This is a genomic window from Shewanella mangrovi, assembly GCF_000753795.1.
Lineage (GTDB): Bacteria > Pseudomonadota > Gammaproteobacteria > Enterobacterales > Shewanellaceae > Shewanella > Shewanella mangrovi.
In genome coordinates, this window is record NZ_JPEO01000017.1 from 14,437 (window position 1) to 39,834 (window position 25,398).

24 protein-coding genes are annotated in these 25,398 nt (G+C 44.4%); 16 read left to right on the forward strand and 8 right to left on the reverse strand.

What is annotated here, in order from left to right; translation table 11 throughout:
- Positions 1–216 precede the first annotated feature (216 nt).
- On the forward strand, positions 217–936 hold the full coding sequence (gene fadR, locus HR45_RS15555; protein WP_037444779.1) for a fatty acid metabolism transcriptional regulator FadR: 720 nt from the start codon (positions 217–219) through the stop codon (positions 934–936).
- Between the two features lie 59 nt (positions 937–995).
- On the opposite strand, the gene HR45_RS15560 is transcribed toward fadR, so the two are convergent.
- From HR45_RS15560 to sodB, 4 genes are all read right to left on the reverse strand, one after another.
- Complete coding sequence (locus tag HR45_RS15560) at positions 996–2,516, reverse strand: SpoVR family protein (protein ID WP_037444781.1); 1,521 nt, start codon at positions 2,514–2,516, stop codon at positions 996–998.
- A gap of 11 nt (positions 2,517–2,527) precedes the next feature.
- Complete coding sequence (locus HR45_RS15565) at positions 2,528–3,796, reverse strand: YeaH/YhbH family protein (RefSeq protein ID WP_037444784.1); 1,269 nt, start codon at positions 3,794–3,796, stop codon at positions 2,528–2,530.
- A 53-nt stretch (positions 3,797–3,849) separates the two neighbouring features.
- Positions 3,850–5,784: a PrkA family serine protein kinase gene (locus HR45_RS15570; RefSeq protein WP_037444786.1), complete on the reverse strand. Its 1,935-nt coding sequence runs from the start codon at positions 5,782–5,784 to the stop codon at positions 3,850–3,852.
- Between the two features lie 239 nt (positions 5,785–6,023).
- Positions 6,024–6,602: a superoxide dismutase [Fe] gene (gene sodB / locus HR45_RS15575; protein ID WP_037444787.1), complete on the reverse strand. Its 579-nt coding sequence runs from the start codon at positions 6,600–6,602 to the stop codon at positions 6,024–6,026.
- Positions 6,603–6,849: 247 nt separating this feature from the next.
- Here sodB and HR45_RS15580 point away from each other — a divergent pair, with 247 nt between their 5' ends.
- Entirely contained in the window at positions 6,850–7,185 is a 336-nt protein-coding gene (locus tag HR45_RS15580; RefSeq protein WP_037444789.1) for a Grx4 family monothiol glutaredoxin, read from the forward strand.
- 614 nt (positions 7,186–7,799) lie between these two features.
- The gene (locus HR45_RS15585; RefSeq protein ID WP_037444791.1) at positions 7,800–10,322 is read left to right on the forward strand and encodes a TonB-dependent receptor plug domain-containing protein; all 2,523 of its coding nucleotides are present in this window, start codon (positions 7,800–7,802) and stop codon (positions 10,320–10,322) included.
- Between the two features lie 79 nt (positions 10,323–10,401).
- Here HR45_RS15585 and gloA read toward each other — a convergent pair whose 3' ends face one another.
- Together gloA and HR45_RS15595 are read right to left on the reverse strand one after the other, a co-directional pair.
- The gene (gene gloA, locus HR45_RS15590; RefSeq protein ID WP_037444793.1) at positions 10,402–10,812 is read right to left on the reverse strand and encodes a lactoylglutathione lyase; all 411 of its coding nucleotides are present in this window, start codon (positions 10,810–10,812) and stop codon (positions 10,402–10,404) included.
- 657 nt (positions 10,813–11,469) lie between these two features.
- On the reverse strand, positions 11,470–11,709 hold the full coding sequence (locus HR45_RS15595) for a P22AR C-terminal domain-containing protein (RefSeq protein WP_277619586.1): 240 nt from the start codon (positions 11,707–11,709) through the stop codon (positions 11,470–11,472).
- A gap of 209 nt (positions 11,710–11,918) precedes the next feature.
- On the opposite strand from HR45_RS15595, the gene HR45_RS19275 reads away from it, so the two are divergent.
- From HR45_RS19275 to HR45_RS15635, 7 genes are all read left to right on the forward strand, one after another.
- Positions 11,919–12,248: a zinc ribbon domain-containing protein gene (locus tag HR45_RS19275; RefSeq protein WP_081933510.1), complete on the forward strand. Its 330-nt coding sequence runs from the start codon at positions 11,919–11,921 to the stop codon at positions 12,246–12,248.
- 106 nt (positions 12,249–12,354) lie between these two features.
- Entirely contained in the window at positions 12,355–12,810 is a 456-nt protein-coding gene (gene parS / locus HR45_RS15600) for a type II RES/Xre toxin-antitoxin system antitoxin (protein WP_037444797.1), read from the forward strand.
- The gene (locus HR45_RS15605) at positions 12,807–13,259 is read left to right on the forward strand and encodes an RES family NAD+ phosphorylase (protein ID WP_037444799.1); all 453 of its coding nucleotides are present in this window, start codon (positions 12,807–12,809) and stop codon (positions 13,257–13,259) included. Before parS ends, HR45_RS15605 begins: the two co-directional genes overlap by 4 nt.
- Before the next feature lie 319 nt (positions 13,260–13,578).
- Positions 13,579–13,980: a DUF6088 family protein gene (locus HR45_RS15615; protein WP_037444801.1), complete on the forward strand. Its 402-nt coding sequence runs from the start codon at positions 13,579–13,581 to the stop codon at positions 13,978–13,980.
- A 215-nt stretch (positions 13,981–14,195) separates the two neighbouring features.
- Positions 14,196–14,540, forward strand: a complete 345-nt coding sequence (locus HR45_RS19465) for a hypothetical protein (RefSeq protein WP_156104089.1) — start codon at positions 14,196–14,198, stop codon at positions 14,538–14,540.
- 131 nt (positions 14,541–14,671) lie between these two features.
- Positions 14,672–14,926, forward strand: coding sequence for a PspC domain-containing protein (locus tag HR45_RS15620; protein ID WP_037444802.1), 255 nt, complete (start codon positions 14,672–14,674; stop codon positions 14,924–14,926).
- Positions 14,927–15,815: 889 nt separating this feature from the next.
- Positions 15,816–16,412: a tyrosine-type recombinase/integrase gene (locus HR45_RS15635; protein WP_037444806.1), complete on the forward strand. Its 597-nt coding sequence runs from the start codon at positions 15,816–15,818 to the stop codon at positions 16,410–16,412.
- A gap of 130 nt (positions 16,413–16,542) precedes the next feature.
- On the opposite strand, the gene HR45_RS15640 is transcribed toward HR45_RS15635, so the two are convergent.
- Positions 16,543–17,421, reverse strand: a complete 879-nt coding sequence (locus HR45_RS15640) for a LysR family transcriptional regulator (protein WP_037444807.1) — start codon at positions 17,419–17,421, stop codon at positions 16,543–16,545.
- Positions 17,422–17,640: 219 nt separating this feature from the next.
- On the opposite strand from HR45_RS15640, the gene yghU reads away from it, so the two are divergent.
- From yghU to HR45_RS15670, 6 genes are all read left to right on the forward strand, one after another.
- A complete protein-coding gene (gene yghU, locus HR45_RS15645) occupies positions 17,641–18,501 on the forward strand; it encodes a glutathione-dependent disulfide-bond oxidoreductase (RefSeq protein ID WP_037444810.1) in 861 nt (286 codons plus the stop codon).
- 98 nt (positions 18,502–18,599) lie between these two features.
- Complete coding sequence (locus HR45_RS15650; RefSeq protein WP_037444813.1) at positions 18,600–19,754, forward strand: NAD(P)-dependent alcohol dehydrogenase; 1,155 nt, start codon at positions 18,600–18,602, stop codon at positions 19,752–19,754.
- Positions 19,755–20,089: 335 nt separating this feature from the next.
- On the forward strand, positions 20,090–21,247 hold the full coding sequence (locus tag HR45_RS15655; protein WP_037444815.1) for an iron-containing alcohol dehydrogenase: 1,158 nt from the start codon (positions 20,090–20,092) through the stop codon (positions 21,245–21,247).
- A gap of 98 nt (positions 21,248–21,345) precedes the next feature.
- Positions 21,346–22,071 (forward strand): SDR family NAD(P)-dependent oxidoreductase, encoded by a 726-nt coding sequence (locus HR45_RS15660; RefSeq protein WP_037444818.1) that lies wholly within the window; start codon positions 21,346–21,348, stop codon positions 22,069–22,071.
- Positions 22,072–22,185: 114 nt separating this feature from the next.
- A complete protein-coding gene (locus HR45_RS15665; RefSeq protein WP_037444821.1) occupies positions 22,186–23,364 on the forward strand; it encodes an MFS transporter in 1,179 nt (392 codons plus the stop codon).
- A gap of 109 nt (positions 23,365–23,473) precedes the next feature.
- Positions 23,474–24,217: an SDR family oxidoreductase gene (locus HR45_RS15670; RefSeq protein ID WP_037444822.1), complete on the forward strand. Its 744-nt coding sequence runs from the start codon at positions 23,474–23,476 to the stop codon at positions 24,215–24,217.
- 104 nt (positions 24,218–24,321) lie between these two features.
- Here HR45_RS15670 and HR45_RS19750 read toward each other — a convergent pair whose 3' ends face one another.
- Complete coding sequence (locus HR45_RS19750; protein ID WP_347360079.1) at positions 24,322–25,269, reverse strand: DMT family transporter; 948 nt, start codon at positions 25,267–25,269, stop codon at positions 24,322–24,324.
- Positions 25,270–25,398 lie beyond the last annotated feature (129 nt).

The following is a 25,398-nucleotide window of genomic DNA, read 5'->3' on the forward strand; positions in this document are numbered from 1 at the left end:
AATTGACTTCGTACTGTCATCGTCAACCCACGTTAATAGATTAAAAATCGGAATCTCGACTCAAAAATGAGATAAACAGGATTGAATCATCTCCAAATATGTGTAAGGCCATTTTCTCTACTCCCGATAACAGCGTGATTTCAAGTGGTTCCTATTTTTTTTTCCTCTGGTATGATCAGTGCCCAAACTCAATGACTTTGTTGGAAAATCAGGCTGATGATCATTAATGCCAAAGGGCCTGCAAGTTTCGCAGAAAAATATATCGTTCGCTCAATTTGGGAAAATAAGTTCCCACCAGGCTCAATTTTGCCTGCCGAACGAGAACTGTCTGAACTTATTGGTGTAACACGTACCACGTTACGTGAGGTTTTACAGCGTTTGGCGCGTGATGGCTGGTTGACGATTCAGCACGGCAAACCTACGCGAGTAAACAATTTCTGGGAGACCTCAGGCCTCAATATTCTGGAAACCATAGCGGATCTTAATCCTAAGGGTTTTCCTCAGTTAGTGGACCAACTGTTGTCGGCACGCACTAACATCAGCGCAATCTATTTTCGAGGTGCTTTGCGTAATAGCCCCCAAGTCGCCGTTGAAGTATTGGCAGGAATTCATCAATTAGAAGATGATGCTGAAGCCTTTGCAGAATTTGATTATAAATTGCACCACACTCTTGCATTTTCGTCCGGAAATCCTTTGTATGTGTTAATCCTCAATGGCTTTAAAGGATTGTACGCAAAAGTAGGGCGCTACTATTTTGGCAGTGAAGAAGCGCGTCATCTGGCGTTGAGCTTTTATCGTGAGTTAGAGATTTTGGCTAAGCGTGGCGACTACAGTGAAGTGCCTGCGTTAATGCGCACATATGGCAAAGATAGTGGCATCATGTGGCAGAAATTACGTGATGATATGCCGCTCGAAATGGCGCAAGATAATCAATAATTGCACGCCAGCTCATAAATAAAAAAAGACCGCTCCGGCGGTCTTTTTTTGCGCTGAGATTAGGTTGTGGGTGACGGTTCTGGGCACTGTGCAATCACATTGGTTGTACCATCGTCGGTTTGTTGTTCGAGCGTCACTTTAAAGCCCCATAAACGATAGAGATGTTTAATCACTTCGTTCCGACTTGAGGCTAACGGCACACCTCGGCTGGGCACATACCGTAATGTCAGAGACCGATCACCATTTACGTCGACATTGTAAATCTGAATATTGGGTTCGTTGATTGACAGATTGTATTGTGACGAGAGAATTTGCCGAATCTCACGATACCCTTGTTCGTCGTGAATGGCCGAAATGCTCAGATGCTCTTTGCTTTCGTCATCCAAAACGCCAAATAACTTAAATTTCCGAATCATCGCAGGAGATAGGTACTGGCTGATAAAACTCTCGTCCTTAAAATTTTGCATTGCAAAATGTAGTGTATCTAACCAATTACTGCCGGCGATTTCCGGGAACCAATAACGATCTTCATCGGTGGGCTCTTCGCAGATCCTGCGAATATCACAAAACATATTAAACCCAAGTGCATACGGATTAATGCCACTGTAATAGGGGCTATTGTATGCTGGCTGCATCACCACATTGGTATGACTTTGCAAAAACTCCATCATAAAGCGGTCGGTTAACAAGCCCTCGTCATACAGGTGATTAAGAATGGTATAGTGCCAGAAGGTCGCCCAGCCTTCGTTCATTACCTGTGTTTGTCGTTGCGGATAGAAATACTGGCCAAGTTTACGCACGATCCTGACCACTTCTCGTTGCCAAGGCTCCAATAATGGTGCGTTCTTTTCGATGAAATAAAGAATATTCTCCTGAGGCTCTGATGGAAAACGCTTACGTTGCTTTTCCGCTTCAGGAGTGGGTTTACTCGGAATAGTGCGCCATAAATCATTAACTTGCGACTGCAAATACGCCTCGCGTTCCTTTTGTCGAATCTGTTCTTCTTTGAAGGAAATTTCAGTTGGGCGTTTATAACGGTCGACGCCGTAATTCATCAAGGCGTGACAAGAGTCGAGTATTGCTTCAACTTCATTGGTGCCATATTTCTGTTCACATTGGCTAATGTAGTTTTTGGCGAACACTAGATAGTCGATAATCGAGCTGGCATCTGTCCAGGTTTTAAACAGATAGTTACTCTTAAAAAAACTATTGTGGCCATAACATGCATGCGCCATTACCAAGGCTTGCATAGTAATGGTATTTTCTTCCATTAAATACGCGATGCAGGGATCTGAGTTAATCACAATCTCGTACGCTAACCCCATTTGGCCGCGCTTATAGCCCTGTTCGGTTTCAATAAAGCGCTTACCGAAAGACCAGTGCGTGTATCCAATCGGCATTCCCACACTGGCATAGGCATCCATCATCTGCTCGGCAGTAATAATTTCAATTTGGTTCGGGTAATAATCAAGCCGATAGTGATCAGCGACGCGCTCGATCTCTTTTTCGTACTCCTCAAGTAACTCGAAGGTCCATTCTGGTCCGTCACTTAACGGCTGACGCTTTTTGGATTTCGCCATAGTACTTCCCCTTAAACGGCCTGCTTTTTGAAAAGTTCGCGGAAAACCGGATAGATATCTTCAACCTGACGAATATTGCGAACCGCCATGTTGTCGAACTTTTCAGTTAACTGCTCATATTCACGCCACAAGGTCTGATGAGGTCGGTTGGTGATCTCGATATATGAGTAGTAGCGTACTGTTGGCAGAATTTGTTTTTCAAGGATCTGATGACATAACGGTGAGTCATCAGCCCAGTTGTCGCCGTCAGATGCTTGCGCGGCATAAATATTCCATTCATCAGCAGGATAGCGTGCTTGCTGAACTTCATGCATAAGTTTCAGAGCACTGGAAACTATGGTGCCGCCAGTTTCCTGAGAGTAGAAAAACTCATGTTCATCGACTTCTTTTGCTTGTGTATGGTGACGAATATAAACCACTTCTAGGTTTTTGTAGGTTCGGGTCAGAAACAGGTACAGCAAAATATAAAAACGTTTTGCCATGTCTTTTGTTGCCTGATCCATGGAACCTGAGACATCCATTAAGCAAAACATGACCGCTTGGCTGGTGGGGATTTCTCGTTTGGCAAAGTTGTTAAAACGTAAGTCGAAAGTATCGATAAAGGGCACTTTAGCGATTCTTTGTTTAAGGACGTCAATTTCCTCTTGCAGAGCGATGATACGATCAGCACTTGCACCTGCGGTGTTCTGCAGCTCAGCTAACTCCTGTTCCAATTCTCGCAACTGGCGTTTCTTATCCGCCGTCATTGCAGTCCTGCGCGCGAGCGAAGAGCGCAATGAACGCACGATATTGATGTTGGCGGGGACGCCATCATTGGTGAATCCAGCGCGATAAGTTTCGTACTCGACCAATTTATTGAGTCGGTTGCGCTGCAGGTTCGGCAGTTCTAAATCCTCAAACAGCAGCTCTAAATATTCATCCTTAGATATTTGAAAAACAAAATCATCTTGTCCTTCACCACTGTTTGAGGCGTCTCCCTGACCACTGCCACCAGAGCCACCTGCTGGTGGTCTCTCTATTTGATCGCCACGAGTAAATTGGTCATTCCCAGGATGAACGCGCTCACGGATACCACCTTGCCCCTGATGAAATACAGGTTCGCTGATATCGCGAGTCGGAATGCTGATTTTTTCACCCTTGTCGATATCGGTGACGCTACGACGGGTGACCGCATCACTCACGGCCTTTTTGATTTGTTGTTTATAACGGTTGATAAACCGCTGGCGGTTGACCGTACTCTTTCCTTTGGCATTCAACCGTCTGTCGATAAAGTTCGCCATACGCACCTCCCAAAGCAAACAGCGGGTTCGGCGGTAGCCGAACCCTTAGCGGACTACGAGGATTTCCTGACTCGCAGATACCATTCAGAAAGTAGGCGGACCTGTTTCTTGGTGTAGCCTTTTTCCATCATCCGATTGACGAAGTCATCGTGTTTACGTTGATCCTCCGTGGACGTCTTGGTGTTAAACGAAATCACTGGTAGCAGATCTTCAGTGTTGGAGAACATTTTTTTCTCAATCACTGTGCGTAGTTTCTCGTAACTGGTCCAAGTCGGATTATTGCCGTCATTGTTGGCTCGTGCCCGCAAAACAAAGTTCACGATTTCGTTGCGGAAATCCTTTGGATTACTAATGCCGGCGGGCTTTTCAATTTTTTCCAGTTCGGCATTTAGCGCCGCACGGTCAAACAGTTGCCCCGTTTCTGGATCTCGGTACTCCTGATCTTGGATCCAGAAATCGGCATAGGTGACATAACGGTCAAAGATGTTTTGCCCGTATTCTGAGTAACTTTCGAGATAGGCGGTCTGAATTTCCTTACCGATAAACTCGATATATTTAGGGATCAGATAACCTTTCAGATGTTCGAGATAGCGATCGGCAATATCGGTTGGGAACTGCTCTTGTTCAATCTGTTTTTCGAGCACGTAGAACAGATGCACTGGGTTGGCCGCAATTTCCGTCCGGTCAAAGTTAAATACTCGTGACAGGATTTTAAATGCAAACCGCGTTGACAGCCCCTGCATCCCTTCATCAACGCCGGCATAGTCTTTGTATTCTTGGAAAGACTTAGCTTTCGGGTCGGTATCTTTCAGGCTTTCGCCGTCATATACCCGCATTTTGGAGTAGATAGACGAATTGTCAGGATTTTTGATGCGAGACAGCACACTAAACTGTGCCAGAGTTTCGATGGTGCCGGGGGCACAAGGTGCTTCTGCCAGTTCAGAATGGGTGATGAGCTTTTCATAAATCTTCACCTCTTCGGAAACACGTAAACAATAAGGCACTTTAACGATGTAAACCCGGTCAAGAAACGCCTCGTTATTTTTGTTATTGCGGAAGGTACTCCATTCTGACTCGTTGGAGTGGGCCAAAATGATGCCAGAGTAGGGCAGTGCTGACAGACCTTCAGTACCGTTATAATTTCCTTCTTGGGTAGCAGTGAGCAGTGGATGTAGCACTTTGATAGGTGCCTTAAACATTTCCACAAATTCCATCAAGCCTTGGTTGGCCAAACATAATGCACCGGAATAGGAATACGCATCGGCATCGTTCTGGGCAAAGTGCTCAAGTTTGCGAATGTCGACTTTACCTACCAAAGAGGAAATATCCTGATTGTTTTCATCTCCTGGCTCTGTTTTCGCAACGGCGACCTGATCGAGCACTGAAGGATAGATTTTGACAACTTTGAATTTGGAAATATCGCCACCAAACTCATGTAAGCGTTTAATTGCCCATGGAGACATGATGGTTTTCAAATAACGCAGTGGAATTTGATACTCTTGCTGCAGCAGTTTGCCGTCTTCCTCAGGATCAAACAGGCAAAAAGGATGGTCATTCACTGGACTACGTTCACCATTCGCGCTTAGCACATAAATGGGTACGTGCTGCATCAATGCTTTGAGTTTCTCGGCCAGAGAAGATTTACCGCCACCCACTGGCCCCAACAGGTACAGAATCTGCTTCGATTCTTCCAATCCCTGCGCAGAATGCTTCAAGTAAGACACGATTTGCTCTATGGCTTCTTCCATACCATAGAAATCTTTAAAGGCGGGATAACGTGCAATCATCCGGTTTGAAAAAATACGGCTCAGCACCGGGCTCTTGGAGGTGTCAATGATTTCTGGCTCTCCAATTGCGATAAGCAGTCTTTCTGCTGCGGATGCGTAAGCGGTTCGGTCTTTTTTGCATATGTCGAGAAACTCTTGAAGTGAATATTGCTCTTCAAGTTTCTTTTCATAGCGTTGCTGGTAATGCTCAAATATACCCATCTTAAACCCCCTAAAACGCCTAGCTTATCTTTGGAAGGAAACTCATTTTTGTAGTGACCTACACTTAATCTTAGACACTATTTTGTGGTCTTTGTCAAAAAAATGTAGGAAAAACAATAAGAAACCGTTGCAAAGGCAACTGTTGCATTTGAGAGAGTTGCAATTGTTTGATGGGAAATAAGGTTATTAAGGGCAATAAAAAAGGAGCCTAAGTGGCTCCTTTTTCTTCACATATTAGCTTATGCGAAATTTTGGTTCACGAAGTCCCAGTTTACCAGTTCCCAGAAATGGCTCAGGTAGTTAGGACGAGCGTTACGGTAGTCGATGTAGTAGGCGTGTTCCCATACGTCAACAGTCAGCAGCGGCGTTACGTCGTCAGTTAACGGGCAACCTGCGTTAGAGGTGTTGTGGATAGCGACAGTGCCATCAGCCTTTTTTACCAACCAGGTCCAACCAGAACCGAAGTTACCGATTGCGCTCTTAGTGAATTCTTCTTTAAACGCTTCAAATGAACCAAACGCTGCATTGATTGCGTCTGCAATCGCGCCAGTTGCTGCTGCGCCGCCGTTAGGGCTCAGGCAGTTCCAGTAGAAAGTGTGGTTCCAAACTTGAGCTGCATTGTTGAATACGCCACCAGATGAAGCTTTGATGATCTCTTCCAGAGATTTACCTGCGAACTCTGTACCTTCAACCAGCTTGTTCAGGTTTACCACATAAGTGTTGTGGTGCTTACCGTAGTGGTACTCGATGGTTTCTTTAGAAATGTGTGGTTCCAGAGCGTCTTGTGCATAGGGTAATGCGGGTAATTCGAAAGCCATTGTAATCTCTCCATTGACTTGGTTAATCATGCTTGATGTTGCTCACTGCCAACTATTGTACTGATAAAATTTGTGATGTGCATCATTGTTTGTATATAAATTATTGTTGTGTTTAAGTAAAAATATCGATTAATCCGATTAGTGAAGTCGATTAAAACCCTTACAAAAGGTGTGTTTTTGTTGTGAGTGTGACTGACGTACAATATAGTCAAGTCATGATGTCGACTATGATAATTCAGGAAATCAAATGGAAACTGTAGACAAAATTAAACAGCAGATCGCTGAAAACCCAATCATCGTATACATGAAGGGTTCTCCAAAGTTACCAAGCTGTGGTTTCTCTTCACAGGTTGCGCAGATTATGATCAACATGGGTGAGCAATTTGCCTTTGTTGATATTTTGCAGCATCCGGATATTCGTGCTGAACTGCCTAAATATGCAAATTGGCCGACATTCCCGCAATTGTGGGTAGAAGGTGAACTGATTGGCGGTTGTGACATTATCACTGAAATGTATCAGAAAGGTGAGTTACAACCATTAATCAAAGAAACTGCCGCTAAATATAAGAAAGACGCTGAATAACTTTTTGTTATGTGGATAAAAAAGAGCCGATAGAGGCTCTTTTTTTATATGTGTTCTTTTATTGTAGTGGCGACATCTTTCGATAACAAAAGTTCGGGAATAGATACTGTCGAGAAAGTATGCAAAATGAAAAAAATGTAATGGAATTGCGCTAAAAAGGTTGGTTCTTGAGTGTTTTTCCCAAGCAGAAATATAAATATCACTATATTTCAGTGTCTTATTTGTTTGCCTCTTGTGGGTGAGACGCTGCATTATTCAGCAGGGATAGAAAACTTTAGATTAATTTACATATTTTTACAATTGAAGTTTTGCTATGTAAAGGTTAAATACGCAACAAAGCTTAACGCTTAATTTATGAACTTTCCTTGTAACAAAGGCGGATAAATTAAACTAAAAGATAAATTAATAATCCATTTGTTTCCTTTGTTAAACCAATATAAAACATTTGCTCAACAATAGGTAAACGCCATTGGGTTAATGTAAACAATTGTGGCTAATTGACGCAGGCTAAGAGTAACGACAGTATCTTTCCCGAACCGATTTTTGGTTTTGAATAAATATTAGAATTTCATGCGCTCAAGCGTGAAAACTACAAATGAAGTTGGGAGTTTTGGATGCTTAAAGTAAATAAGCTGTCGTCAGCAGTTAAGTGGTCATTGTTTGCCGCTGTTGCTACTGGCAGTGTATCTACAATGTCTGCATACGCTGCAGATGGCGATAAAGTTGAACGTATCGAAGTTACCGGTAGCCGTATTCAACGTCAGGATATGGAAACTGCTTCTCCAGTAACCTCTATCAGCGCTGAAGCAATTACTGCGCAAGGTTACACCTCTGTAGACCAACTGCTGCAAGACCAAACCTCAATGGCTGGTGCGGCTCTGGGCGCTACTTCTAACAATGGTTCAGGCGGTACTGCACAGGTTGACCTGCGTGGTATGGGCGCTCAGCGTACGCTAGTACTGTTGAATGGTCGCCGTATGGTGAGTTCAGGTACTGGTGCTGACAGCGCAGTGGATTTGACCACTATCCCTGTTGCTATGATCCAACGTGTTGAAATCCTGAAAGACGGCGCTTCAGCTGTTTACGGTTCTGACGCGATTGCTGGTGTTGTGAACATCATCACCAAGAAAGACTTTGAAGGCTTCCAACTGGATGCTAAGTCTTCTACTACCGACAAAGGCGACGGCCAGACTTATGAGCTGAGCGGCCTGTACGGTTTCAACACTGATAACGGTGGCAACTACACCATCGGTGCTGCATTCTCTAAGCGTAACGGCGTAATCCAAGGCGATCGTAACTGGGTGACTCCAGGCGCAAGTTCATTCATCCCTGAAGGTACTTTGGGTGGCATGCGTGCCGCTGCTGATGGTACTTGGTATGATCGTGACTACGGTTATGACTATACCCAAGACAGCTACTTCCAAACACCATCTAAGCGTTATAGCTTGTTTGCTAACATGACCCAAGAACTGGGTAATGACATGGTGTTGTCTGGTGAACTGCTGTACACCAAGCGTAAATCAAACCAACAGATGGCAGCTCAACCGGCTAACATCGATTTGGCTGTTTGTACTGACACCCTGACCAGCAACTGCATCACACTTGATTCAGCAATGACTGCCGCTGGTATCACAGCTGATGATGGTGTTGTGAACTATCGTCGTCGTACTAACGAAGTTGGTCCACGTATCTATTCTCAAGATACTGATACCTACCGCGCTTCTGTTGACCTGCAAGGTTATGCAAACGTTGGTAACGGTATGAACTGGGACGTGTCTTACACCTATGGTAAGAACGAAGCAACCAGCGGTACTGCGAACTCTATCAATGCAACTTGGATGGCGAACGCTATCTACGCAAACCAAGATGCATGGTTCTACGGCGGTGCAATCCCTGCTGAAGACGTTGATGCTATCAGCTACATGGAAACCAACAAAGGTGGCAACGAACAACACGACGTTCAAGCTAACCTGAGTGGCGATTTGTTCCAAGTTAGCGGTGGCGCAGTAAGCTTCGCAATCGGTGCTGAGTACCGTTACGAAGAAGGTTACTTCAACCCAGATCCAATCATCGTGGCTGGTGAAAGTACTGCAGCGCAACAAGACCCAACTAAAGGTCACTACGACGTACTGTCTTTCTACCAAGAAGTTAGCGTACCGTTCACTGAAAAGCTGACTGGTGATTTCGCCTTCCGTTACGACGAATACGATACATTCGGTAAAGCAACTACTTGGAAAGTGGGTCTGACTTACCGTGTAACTGATGACCTGATGTTGCGTGGTGTGACTGCAACTGGTTTCCGTGCACCTAACGTAAGCGAACTGTTTGGTGGTAACTCAGGTTCTTACGATTACCTGACAGATCCATGGGGTAACGAGCAAGACGCACAGATCCTGACTAACTACTCTTCAGATCCAGATTTGAAACCAGAAGAGTCAGAATCATTCACGGCTGGTTTGGTTTACTCTCCAAGCTTCTTGGATGGTTTCTCAGCAACTGTCGATTACTGGAAATTCAACATCACTGACGCGATCACGCGCGTTGATGTTCAAGATAACCTGAACGCATGTTTCGGCGGTGATTCAGCAGCTTGTTCAGTGATCAACGTTACTGCTGACGGTGATTTGACTAACCTGACTGCAGCACTGACCAACGTTGGTACTGTGAAAACTAGTGGTGTTGACATCAACGTTAACTACAAGTTTGAAGCCTTGGGTCTGGATTGGGCCATCAACAACGATGCAACTTACCTGATCGGTTATGAGCAAGACGGTGTTGACTACGAAGGTACTGTGGACGGTAACTTTGGTGGTTATGCTAAATGGCGTAACAACCTAAGCATCACTGTTTCACAAGATGACTGGAGCGTTATGTACTACAACCGTTATATCGACTCTATGGACGACGAATATAACGAAGACGGTGTTGATTACGTAGATACTGCAGATAGCGTGTTCTATCACAACATCGTGGGTACTTACCACTTCACTGATAACCTGAGCCTGTCTGCCGGTGTTAAAAACTTCACCGACGAGAAGCCATCATGGGTATCTAACGGTAGCGACGGCGGTACTTCTCCAGAAGTTTACGACGTAGTTGGTCGCCAAATTTACGGTAACGTAACTTACAAGTTCTAATTTGATTTATTAAATTAGTAACACATAAAAATCCCCGGCTTGCCGGGGATTTTTTTATACTCAATAAGCACGTCAGCGATTAACCTAAACCTTGCTCCGCTGAACGCATCTGGATCAGCTCGATTTTATAACCGTCAGGATCTTCCACAAAAGCAATCTCTGTGGTGCCGCCAGCAACAGGGCCGGGCGCTCGGACAACTTTACCGCCAGCCGCCGCAATTGCTTCACAACGGGCGTAGATATCGGCTTCACCAATGGCAATATGACCGAAGGCATTGCCCATATCGTACTGTTCGGTACCCCAGTTATAGGTAAGTTCGATAACGGCCGCACCTGAACTTTCTTCACCATAGCCGACAAATGCCAAACTGTATTTGTACTGTGGATTTTCTGATTGACGTAGTAACTTCATCCCCATCACTTGGGTATAAAATTCGATACTCTTCTCTAAGTTACCTACGCGGATCATGGTGTGTAGTACTTGTGACATTACGAGATTAACTCCTTAAGTTTACCTAACCGCCATTGAAAGAAGAGGGCGGTGCGCTAAGACGGATGATTAGGCATTTGTTCCCTATCGCATTTGACAATAAAAGCATGCTTTGTGGGTCACAAAAATAGCATCGCGTCGTTGAATTTAAATAGTGGTGATTAATAATGATTTTAAACCTAACCTAGCGACAAGCAGGAGACAAGTATGTCATCAGAAATGAAATTAGCTTTAGGCACCACAGTAGGTATCGCACTGGTATTTATCGTGATGATTATTCAAATCTTCTGATCAAGCCAAGTAAAGAAAAATCCGCCTTCTTTGGGCGGATTTCTTTTTGGTAGCCTATCACCTTACTCTTCTGGATAGACCTTCTGTTTGTAGGCACATTATATCCACTAAAAGCAATCTCGCTCAGTGAGTGAGTGAGTAGAATCCTTGATATTGAAGGCTATATCGGTAGATATGGTGATTATAATCCATTACAAAAATTTTGTTTTTTGCAATGATAGCTAATTTTGACGCCAAATAATCGGAAATATCGCCTGATATCCTTTACAAAAAACAAAACAAATAGACCCTATATCTCAACCTAACATTGTATTCCAAAGCTATCAATTAAAAGGCCACAGCGGTGGCCTTTTTGGTACCTAAAACTCAATTCTGCAGGCGTTCAAACAACTCACCCATGAACTCAGAGCAGTATGGCAGTTGAGTTTTGGTGGTTTCACTGGCGAGTAAGCGCTGCGAACTGTCGATATTCAACTTAAACAAGCGGTACATTTCATAGTATTGGCTGGCCAGTCTATGCTCGGCCACGCGCAGCAGCGGGTAAACCTGTTCTATTGAGCGGCGCATCATTTCTACGTGGTGCCACAGCATCGATAGCTGATACAGCTCTAACTAACACCGATTGACATAAAACACCCCAAGAAAGGCCAGTTATGTATCTGAATATCGATACGCGAAATAACTTTATGTATCTATATAAGGATACAATACCACAATTAACGTATCTCAATATGAATACACTTATTCAATAGGCTTAAATGCACTGGCTTATTGCTGCGGTATTCCTTCGGCCAGTGCCCTCTTGTACTGGCTGACTGGCCAAGGCGCAGGGTAAACATCTGGTCAAAATCGACCGATGGTTTGCTAGCTCCAAGACCTGCTCCTGCTGCGACCATAAGGTAGATTCTCTTCCTCTAGCGATACGTTTCTGGACATGCGCGTTCTATCATACGGAACATGACCGTTACATCAATGCTGCGATTAATACTGGTCAACTGGCTACTATAAAAATACGAGCCGAAGGACTGTCGGTTTCTGCCAATGGAGGCTTGCGTAAGCCAAGCCAATTCACGTACTGGCAGCTGCCTAAGAAGTTGGAAGCCTCCCCGTCAGGGGGGGGAGTTGTCACCGCTGTTGTGCGTTAAAAATTTGCAACGACACCTTCTAGGCTGACCATTTGGTTTTAAATAATTGCCCACTTGGTTTTCGGTGTGCAATAATTAACATGTTAGACCATGTGGAGGGAGCGTAATGACCGGTACATTTCGCGAATTTAATTTGCCAGCCAAAGCACCTTTGAGCATTTGGCAGAAGATTGGCTTACCTGCTGGGGAAGGGTCAAAGCTTAATGACGCGATCCGTAAAGGTTTCGGCATGGGCGTTGTGGCGTCTCTGGCTAAAGAGATTGATTGGCCTATTACCAACCTCATCAATGTGGTCGGCGTAAGCCAAACTACGTTCAACCGCCAGGTTAAAGCGCGCAATCGTTTAGGGGCACCGCAAAGTGAAGCTTTGGCTCGACTCGTGCGCGTGATTGAAGCGGTTACTACGATGATGGAAGGTGAACGGGAGCAAGCCATTCAATGGCTGAATGAACCTGCGGTCGCGCTTGGCAATAAAAAGCCGATGGAAATGCTTTCTTCGGAATCGGGTACCGTTGACGTAATCAAACTCATCCATCGTTTAATGCATGGTGTGTACTTTTGATTGCGTACCGCATTACTCATAAACGCTATTTCGCGTCTGCGTGGGACGGGCAGAGTACATCTCTCAATGGTGGCCGCTGGAACTCAGTGGGTACCCCGATGGTGTACACCTCTCCCTCGTTGTCGCTGGCATTGCTTGAAATTATGGTGCATCTGCATTTTCCGCGCAATTTTGACCATTTTGCGGTGCTTCAACTTACGCTGGATGACAGTGAGATCATGACGTTGCCTGCGGCAAGTCTGACGGGTGACTGGATTGCCGATCAATCACACACTCGCAGCATCGGGGATGCGTTTATTGCTTTAAACGCTGCCGCAGGCCTGTTGGTACCGTCAGGTATTGTCGGCACCGAGCAAAACCTTCTTATCAACCCCAATCATTCCGTTGTCTTAAACGCGCTGCCGGATGCAAAGCTTGTAGATTTCAGGTTAGATCCACGCCTAAGTTAATCACTTCTCAGAATAGCCAGCTGCTCGCCGTCACCCATACAAAGCGGAAAAGTAAGGTTGGATTAACGTCGAAGTGTTGAGACAACTTCGCAATGTGTTCTCTGGTCTGGTTCTTTTTGCCAGCTAACACCTGTGACACCATGCTTTTATTGCCGATTTCATTCTCAAAATGAGTGGTATTTAAGCCGTACTGAACCATCAGCACGTTTAACATGGCGACCGCTGGATCAATCTCGTCCTATATAAATTGTCATATTTCCGCATTTGAAAGGTGTCGTATTTTTGCTTACATATATAGAATGTTCTAAGGAGGTGCTAGATGACGATACGAGACAGAATTCAGACAAGAGTGAAACGCTCAAAGCGTTGCGTTTTTCTGCGCTCTGACTTTAAAGACATTGCAGACTATGACCAAGTCGGCCGAGGACTTAAAAAACTTACCAGTGACGGTTTATTGATGAAAATTGGCTATGGTCTTTATGTCAGAACGAGGGTGAATAGTCTTACAGGGAAGCTGATGCCGGATAATGACACAGGCGCTGATGGAGTGCTGATTGAAGCGTTGGAACGACTGGGTGTTGATTACACATTTGATAACCTATCTAGCATGTACTTTTCTGGTAAGAGTACTCAAATTCCTGCGAATATTAAGATTACTCCCAAAAGTCCCCGTTTCACTCGTAAAATTTCTATAGGGAAACAACGTGTCAACGAAGTTTGATAGTGCCTGAAACTCTTATTCGAAATTCACCTGATACAGTCGACGTTCTAACACGCTTTTGGCCACCGACTAGTCGGAAACCTGTATAGCACGTTTCTGCCCCGTTGTGAGCTAGCGAAGATCTTGGTCTCCATAGAATCCATTCGCAAGTTAGCCAAATTTTTGTAATGCGATTAAGTTAAGTTTATTTCGTTCGATAAGAGCTAAAGAGGTTTATGTCAATTTATGAATGTGAATGCATGGAGCCCAGACTTTGGGATTGCGAAGACAAAGGCACGTACTTAGGTCTTGATATGACGGATAGTCGTTACGGCGACGTCTGGCTTTACCAATGCCCAAATTGTGCCAAACACTGGCTGTTCTACCGAATTGAATATCCTTCATTTTCAAAATCTGGTCGTTGGTTTAGAACGGTTTTATCGGAAAATAATAGTGATAATATAAAGCCAGAGGATGCAGAATCACTAATGAATGCATCGTCATATCGCATTGTTGGCGGCAGTTATTATGAATCACCGGGAATAATTCTTACAGGAACATCCAAGTTGCCTTTTGACTAATTTGTCCCATTCGTGGTTATGAGCTCGGCTATCTGTCTCCAGAAGACCGCATCTATTGACCGAATTTTAATTATGCTACAGAGTAACGACTCTAACGATAGCGATTGACTAGTCAAATGAAAGGTGAAGGCATGGAAGATAACCACAACATAAATACACTTACACGCGGTGAAACAGGACTTATTGCTGGTGTTTGCTCCGGAATGGCGGATTACTATGGTATACGCAAAAATGGACTTCGTTTAGCATTCCTAATTACCAGTTTTTTCTTTGGTATTCCTATTGTTGCCTATATTGTTTTATGGCTTATTTTACCAAAATATCCATCTAGCCAGGCTATGGCTCGCCAACTAAGACGTAAAGCTGAACAACGGCGCGGAATTTAGCTAACGAATCTAGTCCGCAGGACTGCTAAGAAGCAGGTTCCCCTCACTTCGTTTCGTATTATAGCATTTGGTAGTTGCCTTCTCGTGAGGTGTATGTATTTGTCAGGAAAACCAATAAATAAGGGATTTTATTAATGAATTTAAATGCGACTCTTTGGGGACAAATCTTCTGTGTTCTTGCCATAATAGTCATATTCTTCACAGTAAAATTTGCGAGAAGAAAGACAAATAACATATCGCTGGTAGGCATCTATGCAATTCTGCTTAATTTCTTATTTCCTCCTGGTGGCTGGATTTATTGCGGTTATTGGTATTTCAAAAAGAGCGGCGTAGTAGGTATTTGATACATAGGGGGATTAGCATTTAGCAGCGTGCACATCACAAATAAGGATAGGCCGCGGCGAAGCCGCACAGGGACGAAAATACTGTGAGTAGCTTCGTCATTATAGTACCGTACCAGCCCTGTTATTGGGGCTTTAGGTTTAAAAAAGGAATTTGTTATGGATAACACAACTCAAATTTTAATATCTTGGTTTCCTTTACTCCTTGTTTTGCTATTTTGTTGGCTAATACCTATCACAATAATTTCTAGGTCACAAAATGTTGGACGCCAAGAAAAGCTAGCATGGATAGTGGCGACTCTGTTTATTAGCTGGATTTGTTTAATATTATTTATGTTAATCGCACCGTTGAAGCCTAACGACAAGTAAGATTACGCATAATATGTGAAGCGTTAAACATAGGAAGTTTTATCTGGACTCTCATGTTATAGCCGATGAACTAACATACTTTTGTCTCCTGAAAATTCCGTGGGACCTAACTGTTGGTTTCTACGCCACTTGATAAGCCAAACTTAATGTTGACCAATAACATCTGAGAGGAGGTCAACATGAGGAAATTATCATCCGCAAAATGCACTGGCATCAAAAGACCATTCAAATTAGAAGAAATTTGGCGAATCAGGACTAGGTTAGAGATAGAAAAAGACTTGATGCAACTCGCCCTGTTGAATCTAGCTATTGATAGCAAATTAAGGGCGAGCGATTTTTTAAGACTGCATGTTTACGACGTGTCTTCCCAGGGAGTCATTCATGGAAGGGTTCAGTGTATTCAGAAAAAAACGGGTACCGAAGTGCACTATGAAATTACGCCTAGAACGCAGCAAAGTATAAGTAGATGGGTCCATTCAGCACACTTAGAGGCAAGCAGTTTCTTGTTTCCAAGCAATCGCCGAAAAGGGCAAGCCATCAGCTATTCTTTCTATCGTATGATTATCAGGAATTGGGCTACAAAGCTTGGTTTGAATGCTGATTGCTATGGTACGCATTCTATGCGTCGTACCAAAGCTACGTTGATCTATGCCAAAACTAAAAACATTAGGGCGGTACAGATTTTACTAGGGCACTCGAAGCTTGATAACACTATTCGTTACCTTGGTGTCGAACTAGAAGATGCTTTAACGCTCTCGGAACAAACAGATTGTTGAGGGCTGTATACAGGCTTTTCCTCGCTCAGAAAAGCCTGTGCCCCATTGTGAGTTACGCTCGCCCAAAAGCACTTAGCCATTAGAAATGATGTTGACCTAATTTGGCTAATGTCGTAAATGAGTGTTCTGCTCATGCTTCATATCGAAGCATATCTAATAAGGCCATAAACGCTGGGGAATCTTGCCGTCTGTATGGGTAGTAAAGGTAATACCCTTCAAAATATGGGCACCAGTCGAGCATGAGCGTGACAAGCTGCTCCTGCTTTAGATATTCCTCAACATAGTATTCTGGTAGGTAAGCGATACCCATTCCATCTAGCACTGCGTTTAGCACGTGTGAGTTGGTATTAGCGGTAAACTGTCCTTTAACTTTGAGATTGAGTTTCTTGTCACCTTTCTCAAATTCCCAGGCATATAAGCCGCTTTTTTCTGAATAACGTATATTTATGCAGTTGTGCTTTAACAAATCTTCAGGGATTTTCGGTACGGAATGCTTACGTAAATACTGGGGTGAGGCAACAACCACTTGACGCCAGTTTGGGCTAACTTTTACGGCAATCATGTCATTATTGAGGTCTTCACCTAGACGAATGCCTGCGTCAAAGCGTTCTTTGACGATATCGGTAAAACCATAGTCAATGCTTACCTCAACACTAATATCAGGATATCGACTGAGAAATCGAGGTAGTACCGGTCGCAAAATATACTCAATTGCATCGTCAGCACCTGTGATACGAAGATGACCAGCTGGCTTATCTCTCAGCTCCCCCAATCTTTGAATTGCATCATCAACCTGCTCAAATAAGGGCGCTAAATCGTTAATTAGTCGCTGACCTGCGTCAGTTGGGGCAATACTTCGCGTTGTCCTAGCGAATAGCCGAACACCTAATTTTTTCTCAAGAGATTTGATCAGGTGACTTAATGCTGAAGGGGAAACACCCAACTCTGCTGCGGCTTTAGTAAAGCTGTTGAGCCTAGCTATGACGAGAAATGCTTTAAGGTCGTCCACTTTATCTCTCCCTCAATTTTTTACTGACTATAGCATTCAATGCCTACCTCTTGGGCATCTCACTTGTGAATAAAACTCACAAATAAATGAAATTATTCGGTATTAATCAACGAAGCATCACTTGTTAGATTGCAGCTTACATAATCAATATCTAACTCAAGTCGGTTGATATTTGAACATCCACAAAATGAGTTATTCACATTATTACGAGGGTACGGCGTGGCAGCTATTTATATTCCTCCTCAAGTTTGGTCTGCTCTAGTTGAGGAAAAGCACCAAGAAATCGCGGGTAATAGACCGACTGCTGGCGCGAGATATGATGAGAGCTTGCCAGTAGGAAACCACAAACTCCAACTCTATTCTCTAGCAACACCCAACGGGCAGAAAGTGGCCATCATGCTGGAAGAGTTGCTGGCATTAGGCGTGCGAGAAGCTGAATATGATGCCTTTCTAATCAAAATAGGCAAAGGTGAACAATTTAGCTCTGGGTTTGTCGATGTAAACCCAAATTCAAAAATACCGGCATTGGTAGATTATTCACATGCTGAGCCCATCAAAGTCTTCGAGTCTGGCAATATTTTGCTCTATCTGGCCGATAAATTTGGCCAGCTCTTACCTCGTGACCACGCTAAACGAACAGAAGTACTCAATTGGTTGTTCTGGCTTCAAGGTTCAGCGCCTTATTTGGGGGGAGGCTTCGGCCATTTCTATGTCTTTGCAATACAGAAATTTGAATACCCCATTAACCGATTCGCGATGGAAGTCAAAAGGCAATTAGATGTGCTTAATAGGCAGTTGGCTAACAGGACATTTATTGCTGGTGACGAGTACAGCATTGCTGATATCGCTATTTGGCCTTGGTACGGCAATCTCGTGCTAGGACATTTATACGACGCTGCGGAGTTTCTCGACGTACAAAGCTATCAACATGTGCAGCGCTGGGCGCGATTAATTGCAGAGCGTCCAGCGGTGAAACGCGGTCGAATTGTCAATCGGTTGATGGGGGCGGAATGGGAACGGCTGGCAGAACGCCACTGCGCGGCGGATATCGATGCGGTGTTAGCAAAAGCACCCAAATAAGCTATCCAAAAGTCCGGCTTATAAAAGCCGCTGTATCAACAAGAGCGGTATTCATCGCTAAATCATCAATGTGAACACAGTCAGTATGGAGAAATATTATGAGTGACGATACCGATCAACTCAGAAGAAAGGTAGTTAAGATGACTGGTGCAGTTGGCATGAGTGCGCTGCTATCAGGACCTATTAATGTATTTGCCAGTGAATCAAATGCAAAAATCCAATCCCGTGGATATGCCGCATTTGATGAATCTGGCATCCTCAAACCATGGAAATTTGAACGTCGCGCTGTGGGTGATAGTGATATTCTCATCGATATCAAATACGCCAGCATTTGCCATTCAGATATCCACCAAGAAAAAGGTCATTGGGGCAAACAACAATACCCGCAAGTGCCAGGTCATGAAATGGTGGGCATTGTCGCTGCCGTTGGTAAGAACGTGACTAAATTTAAAGTGGGAGACCGTGCTGGCGTGGGTTGTATGGTGGGTAATCATCATCACCATCATGATCACGACGAAGAACAATACAATGCAGATACCATCTTCACGTATGGCTTTCCAGACGATCGTTCTCCGACGGGCATCTCTCAGGGCGGTTACTCAAATAACATTGTCGTAGAAGACCATTTTGCGGTGCATATCCCTGATAATGTCAGTTTCCAAGAGGCAGTGCCGTTACTGTGTGCAGGAATTACCACTTACTCACCACTCATGCGAGCTGACATCAAACCCGGCATGAAAGTGGGCATTGCCGGAATCGGTGGATTAGGTCATCTGGCGGTGAAAATCGCAGTTTCAAAAGGTGCTGAGGTCTACGCGTTCACAACCTCACCATCTAAAGTGAAAGATATTCTAGCCTTTGGCGCGAAAGAAGCCATTGTGGTTGATGATCTTGCCAAGCTTAATCAATATCGAGGCCAGTTAGATTACCTGCTTTCAACTATTCCGTATGACTACAATGTCGCTGCCTACGCCGCTGTCGTTAAGCCATATGGAACCTTCACGCAGGTAGGGATGCCTATCAATTCTGAAGTGACGGTGAGCGCATTAAATCTGGCGTTTGCTCGAGTGAACTTCAACGCATCATTGATTGGCGGCATGAAAGAAACGCAAGAAGTCGTCAATTATTGTGCTGATAACAAAGTGTTGCCACAGATCCAGATGATCAAAGCCGAGCAGATTAATGATGCATGGGAAAATGTTGTCAATAAAAAGGCCCGCTATCGGTATGTGATTGACGCGAGCACTTTCTAAATCGATATGTTTTTACCCGCTAAGAGGATGCCGAAGTGTATCCTCTTTTTTTACTAGACGATGCTTTTTAAAGTGTCGTCGTTTTAGCTGATACCAAGCAGTGATTTTAAATAATATTTAAAATCAATTACCTAGCTAAGATTGATTACGTTAGCAACACTGACGAGAAATTTTGTCCGCCTTTTTATTTGTGAATTTTCTTCAGCAATAAATGAAATATTCGCTTATTAATTACTACGGTATTACTTGTTAAATTATCGCCATCGAACAACTCAATGTTGTTTCTAGCACGACCACATAGAGGCGTGGTCGTCAATAATTCTGAGGGTAATACGATGGAAAATTTCACATTTCATAATCCAGTAAAAGTGCTTTTTGGTAAAAACCAGATTGCTCAAATTAATCAGGAAATTCCAAAAGATAAACGCGTTTTAATCGTTTACGGCGGTGGCAGTGTTGTCAAAACAGGTGTATTGCAACGGGTAAAAGATGCGCTGGAAAACGAGGTGGTTTTTGAGTTCGGCGGTGTTGAAGCTAACCCTCATTACGAAACGCTGATGAGAGCGGTTGAGATTGTTAAATCGGAAAAAATCGACTTTCTACTCGCCGTGGGTGGTGGTTCCGTTATTGACGGTACAAAGTTTATTGCCGCAGCTGCGATGTATGAAGGCGATACGTGGGAAATCGTTAAAAGCTACGGGAGCGTGGTGAAAGCAGCACTGCCTATCGGCTGTGTTCTCACCATCGCCGCCACTGGCTCAGAGATGAACAACGTTTCTGTTGTCACCAAGGCTGAAACTAAAGATAAACTGTTTTTTGGATCGCCGTTCGTGTTACCTAAATTCTCTGTGCTAGAGCCTGAAATTACCTTCACCTTGCCGCAAAACCAAACAGCGAATGGTGTGGTTGATGCGTTCATTCACATTCTAGAACAGTACGTTACTTATCCTGTTAATGCGAAGATCCCAGATCGCTTTGCAGAAGCGTTGCTGAAAACCTTGAAGGAAGAAGGCCCTAAAGCGCTGGTTACGCCAGATGACTATGATGCACGAGCCAATATCATGTGGTCAGCCACCATGGCACTTAACGGCATTCTAGCAACAGGCACACCTGCTGATTGGGCAACTCACATGATTGGCCAAGAAATCACCGGCTTGTATGGGTTAGACCATGCGCAAACGCTAGCGATTGTCTTGCCAGCACTTTGGAAATTCTGCAAAGCAGATAAGTCAGCTAAACTGGCTCAGTATGCTGCAAATGTGTGGGATATCCCATCAGCAGAGGAAGATGTTATGGCAGATAAAGCGATTGAAATCACCGTAGACTTCTTCGAATCCATGGGGTTAAAAACGCATCTTGCCGACTACGGTTTAGGCGAAGAGATCATTCCTCACGTTGTTGAGAAACTTAGAGCGCACGGCCACGTCAACATCGGTGAAAAACAAAAAATCACTGCTGAAAGTGCCGCAGAAATTCTGAAACTAGCACTTTAAATTACCAGCTTGTCGCTCAGTGCTGTCCTATAGATAGCACTGTCGATAAACGCTTATCCATATCGATAATCTTTGAACTTGAGGAGAACTTAACAACGATGGCTCGCATATTTGTTACCGGTTCGACCGATGGCCTAGGCTTAGCGACTGCAACCAGCCTACTTGAAAAAGGGCATGAGATTATTGTTCATAGTCGCAACCATCAACGACTAACTGCTGTGCAGCACTTGATTGATAGAGGTGCCAAACCAGTGATAGGTGATCTTGCGATATTTGAGCAGCAATGCGCGATTGCGGTGCAAGTTAATCAGTATGGACAAATGGATGCGGTGATCCACAACGCTGGGATGTTATCCGGCAAAGAGATGTTGGCCGTCAATGTATTAGCGCCGTATGTCTTAACAGCACTGATCACCAAACCTTCGCGGCTCATCTATCTCAGTAGCAGTATGCACTTTAATGGCAATGCCGTTCTGTCAGATATCAAATGGTATGGCAGTTCGCGCAGCTATTCAGACAGCAAGCTGCTTGTCACAACGATGGCGAATGCGATAGAAAGGCAGTGGCACGATGTATCCTGTTTCACGGTTGACCCTGGCTGGGTTCCAACAAAAATGGGCGGCAAAGATGCGACTGATGACTTCGTTGAAGGATATCAAACGCAAGAGTGGTTGGCCGAAGCGGAGCTAGCATCATCACTTGAAAGCGGAACCTATTGGCATCACAAACAAACCCAAGCGCCACACAAAGCTGCCCAAGACGAGGCGTTCCAACAAGCGCTATTAACCACATTAACACACGTTACCGGTGTTTCACTGCCATAGCGCTAGTAAAACCTCACCAGTTAACACTTTTCAAATGAAAAATCGCAGCAACTAACCGCAGGGGAGCATGAGTATTCATGCTTTCTAGCAAGCTATTTTTTCACAGAGATAACGATGACACATCAACACAAACCAATGCCCTATATGGCGTTGTTGGCATTTGCTATGACTGGGTTTATCTGCATTATGACAGAAACAATACCAGCGGGCTTATTGCCGGAGATCAGCCATGATATGGCAATCCCACTATCAACCGCCGGACAGTGGGTGACGGCTTATGCACTAGGATCGTTGTTTGCGGCAATACCACTAACGATTGCCACGCGGACTTGGTCAAGACGGAGTGTACTCGTCACAACGGTGTTGGGATTTATTCTTTTCAACACCTTAACTGCGCTGTCGTCAGACTTGTTATTGACCTTTACCGCTCGCTTTCTGGCGGGAGCGAGTGCGGGGTTGGCATGGAGTTTACTCGCTGGTTACGCACGACGCATTGTTGAACCTGCTCAACAAGGTAAAGCAATGGCGATTGCCATGGTCGGGACTCCAATAGCATTGTCTGCCGGCGTACCGCTAGGCACTTGGTTAGGTCAGGTGTTGGGGTGGCGTTTAACATTTGGCGTAATGTCCGTGCTATCTGTGGTACTGATTGCGTGGATCATGTTGTGTGTGCCAAATGTCGCGGGTCAGTCAAAACAGGTTAATCTGCAATTTGGCAAGGTACTCAATATTAAAGGCGTAAAGCCCGTACTTGCCGTTGTGCTGACGTGGATGTTGGCACACAACATTCTCTATATCTACATTGCACCATTCGTTGAACCAGCAAACTTGGGTAACAAAGTGGATGTCATTCTGATGGTCTTCGGATTGGCGTCTTTGGTGGGGATTTTTATCACCGGAAAGCTCATCGACAAACATTTACGCGTAACGGTGCTGCTGTCGTTATTTGCATTTTGTGTTGTGTCATTAATTCTCGGGATATTTATTACCAGCCCTAGTGTGATTGTTATTGGCACCGCAATTTGGGGACTGACCTTCGGCGGCGCGGCAACGTTACTCAACACTGCGCTTGCGGACGCTGCTGGCGAATGGGCGGATATCGCCATTTCGTTGACCGTTGTCAGTTGGAACAGCGCTATTTCTCTTGGAGGCATAGTTGGAGGTCTGTTACTCCATCTGAGCGGCGTGTCCTCACTTCCTTATATGTTGGTTGGCCTATTGTTTACCAGTTTCCTGATAGTAAAGCTCAACGCCAGTTATGCCTTTCCGCGAAGCCGAGAACAAGCCCACTAACCACGTGAAATACCAAGTGGGTCAATGATGACGTTCACCATTGGCTCTCTTAATCTCCCTAATCGGGCAGAACAAACGACACTCATTATTAACAACAGCAGAGGTACATATGCAAAATATCAAAGATAAGGTTGTAGTCATCACTGGTGCCAGCTCAGGCCTTGGTGAAGCGACGGCAAGATTACTTGCTTCTGAGGGCGCAAAAGTTGTATTGGGTGCACGCCGCGCAGAAAAACTGGATGTAATTGTCAGTGAGATTGTTAAAGCTGGCGGTGTTGCCACCTCGATAAAAACCGATGTAAAAAGCCGCAATGATGTTAAACGACTTGTGGATACCGCCGTTGAAAAATACGGTCGAGTTGACGTACTACTTAACAACGCAGGCCTGATGCCATTAGCACCATTCGACCGTTTGCAGATTGATGAATGGGACGAAACCATCGATATCAATATCAAGGGTGTACTGCATGGTATTGCTGCGGCGCTGCCGCATATGCAGGCACAAAAGTCTGGGCATATTATCAACGTGTCTTCAGTCTATGGCCACATTGTCGCTAAAGGCGCTGGGGTTTACTGCGGCACGAAATGGGCTGTTCGAGCAATTTCGGAAGGACTACGCCAAGAGGTTAAGCCGTATAACTTACGCACGACCATCATCTCTCCGGGAGCGGTCAACACAGAGTTGCTTGAGCACATCAGCCAAAAAGATATTCAAGAGACTGTGAAAAAGATTGTGGGTGAGTTTGGATTATCCCCTGATGCATTCGCTCGTATGGTGGCCTTTGCGATTTCGCAACCAGAAGAAGTCGACGTATCGGAAATTCTGTTCCGTCCGACAGCGCAGCCAGAGTAATTTCTATCTAAGCTCATATCGTCATCTTTTGATAAAAATTGACTGAAACTTCATGGGTATCACCGAACCGGCGATACCCATTTTTCAATGTATCACCCTAAATGTTACTGCTGCGATATGTCTTCGAGGGCATGTGTGCGTTTAAACGACACGATGCGTGGAAGCAGTAAACCCAAAATCACCACAACGATACCAATAATCTGTAACTCCGTGACAGCTTGTCCTAGCAGGGAAGATGTTAACATTGCGTAAATAGGTACCAAGTTGAAAAATACAGACGCCTTAGCTGAGCCAAGATGATTCACGCCATCTAACCACAGAAGATAACCAGCAACCGTGCCAAATATGGCGATATACAGTATCTCGACTAAGTATTTAGCCTGACTGGTCAATAGCTCAGATACAGGATGAATTGAGGGGGTTAGCAAACACACAAGACCCACTAACAAGGTGCCACTTAACATGCCCACGCAAGTGTACGGTATTACTGGCATCCAACGGCTAATCCCTTGGCTGAAATAGGTGTAAGCACTCCACGCCAACATGCCGCAAAAAATTAACTGGTCACCATAATTTATCTCCATGGAGAACAAGGTTTCAAAATGACCATTGGTAATAACCAACAACACTCCGACAAAACTCACTAGCAAGCTACAGCATTGAGTTATAGAGGGGCGCGAACGTAACATGACACAGCCAATGAGCGAGGTTGTTAGAGGGCTCAACGCCATGATTAATGCACCATTGGTCGCATTGGTGTAAGACAATCCAGTGAAGACAATCAAATTAAATCCGCCCACACCTAACGCGCTAATAGCTATGACCAGAAGCCATCTTGATGTGGGTAAACGAGGCAAAGATATTCGCGAGACTAAGAGATATATTGCTAAACAGCTAGAAGCGATCAAAAAGCGCCAGAACACTAAGCTCAGCGCATTCATTTCATGTAATGCATCTTTACTGATGGGATAGCCGCTTCCCCAAAAAAAGGTGCAAATTATCAGTAGTAGCACGGCCTTTATCATAGGCTTAGTCGTCATTAACACTCTCATTTACCAGTAAATAGGATGCCTAATCGGCATTTAAGAAAATTAAGGGAATTGGTTTAACGTGAAATGGATGGATTGGTGAATCAGGGACAGATGATCCATTGGTTGGAAAAGCAATCCCTGTTATCACTT

What these genes read in the sequence shown, in the direction of transcription:
- HR45_RS15670 (WP_037444822.1), top strand. Translation starts at nt 23,474, where the DNA reads ATGCAAAATATCAAAGATAAGGTTGTAGTCATCACTGGTGCCAGCTCA.
- HR45_RS15560 (WP_037444781.1), bottom strand. Translation starts at nt 2,516, where the DNA reads ATGGCGAAATCCAAAAAGCGTCAGCCGTTAAGTGACGGACCAGAATGG.
- HR45_RS15620 (WP_037444802.1), top strand. Translation starts at nt 14,672, where the DNA reads ATGGAAGATAACCACAACATAAATACACTTACACGCGGTGAAACAGGA.
- gloA (WP_037444793.1), bottom strand. Translation starts at nt 10,812, where the DNA reads ATGTCACAAGTACTACACACCATGATCCGCGTAGGTAACTTAGAGAAG.
- HR45_RS15665 (WP_037444821.1), top strand. Translation starts at nt 22,186, where the DNA reads ATGACACATCAACACAAACCAATGCCCTATATGGCGTTGTTGGCATTT.
- HR45_RS15580 (WP_037444789.1), top strand. Translation starts at nt 6,850, where the DNA reads ATGGAAACTGTAGACAAAATTAAACAGCAGATCGCTGAAAACCCAATC.
- HR45_RS15585 (WP_037444791.1), top strand. Translation starts at nt 7,800, where the DNA reads ATGCTTAAAGTAAATAAGCTGTCGTCAGCAGTTAAGTGGTCATTGTTT.
- HR45_RS15655 (WP_037444815.1), top strand. Translation starts at nt 20,090, where the DNA reads ATGGAAAATTTCACATTTCATAATCCAGTAAAAGTGCTTTTTGGTAAA.
- HR45_RS15660 (WP_037444818.1), top strand. Translation starts at nt 21,346, where the DNA reads ATGGCTCGCATATTTGTTACCGGTTCGACCGATGGCCTAGGCTTAGCG.
- HR45_RS15570 (WP_037444786.1), bottom strand. Translation starts at nt 5,784, where the DNA reads ATGGGTATATTTGAGCATTACCAGCAACGCTATGAAAAGAAACTTGAA.
- HR45_RS15615 (WP_037444801.1), top strand. Translation starts at nt 13,579, where the DNA reads ATGACGATACGAGACAGAATTCAGACAAGAGTGAAACGCTCAAAGCGT.
- parS (WP_037444797.1), top strand. Translation starts at nt 12,355, where the DNA reads ATGACCGGTACATTTCGCGAATTTAATTTGCCAGCCAAAGCACCTTTG.
- HR45_RS15565 (WP_037444784.1), bottom strand. Translation starts at nt 3,796, where the DNA reads ATGGCGAACTTTATCGACAGACGGTTGAATGCCAAAGGAAAGAGTACG.
- HR45_RS19465 (WP_156104089.1), top strand. Translation starts at nt 14,196, where the DNA reads ATGTCAATTTATGAATGTGAATGCATGGAGCCCAGACTTTGGGATTGC.
- sodB (WP_037444787.1), bottom strand. Translation starts at nt 6,602, where the DNA reads ATGGCTTTCGAATTACCCGCATTACCCTATGCACAAGACGCTCTGGAA.
- fadR (WP_037444779.1), top strand. Translation starts at nt 217, where the DNA reads ATGATCATTAATGCCAAAGGGCCTGCAAGTTTCGCAGAAAAATATATC.
- HR45_RS19750 (WP_347360079.1), bottom strand. Translation starts at nt 25,269, where the DNA reads ATGAGAGTGTTAATGACGACTAAGCCTATGATAAAGGCCGTGCTACTA.
- HR45_RS15635 (WP_037444806.1), top strand. Translation starts at nt 15,816, where the DNA reads ATGAGGAAATTATCATCCGCAAAATGCACTGGCATCAAAAGACCATTC.
- HR45_RS15650 (WP_037444813.1), top strand. Translation starts at nt 18,600, where the DNA reads ATGAGTGACGATACCGATCAACTCAGAAGAAAGGTAGTTAAGATGACT.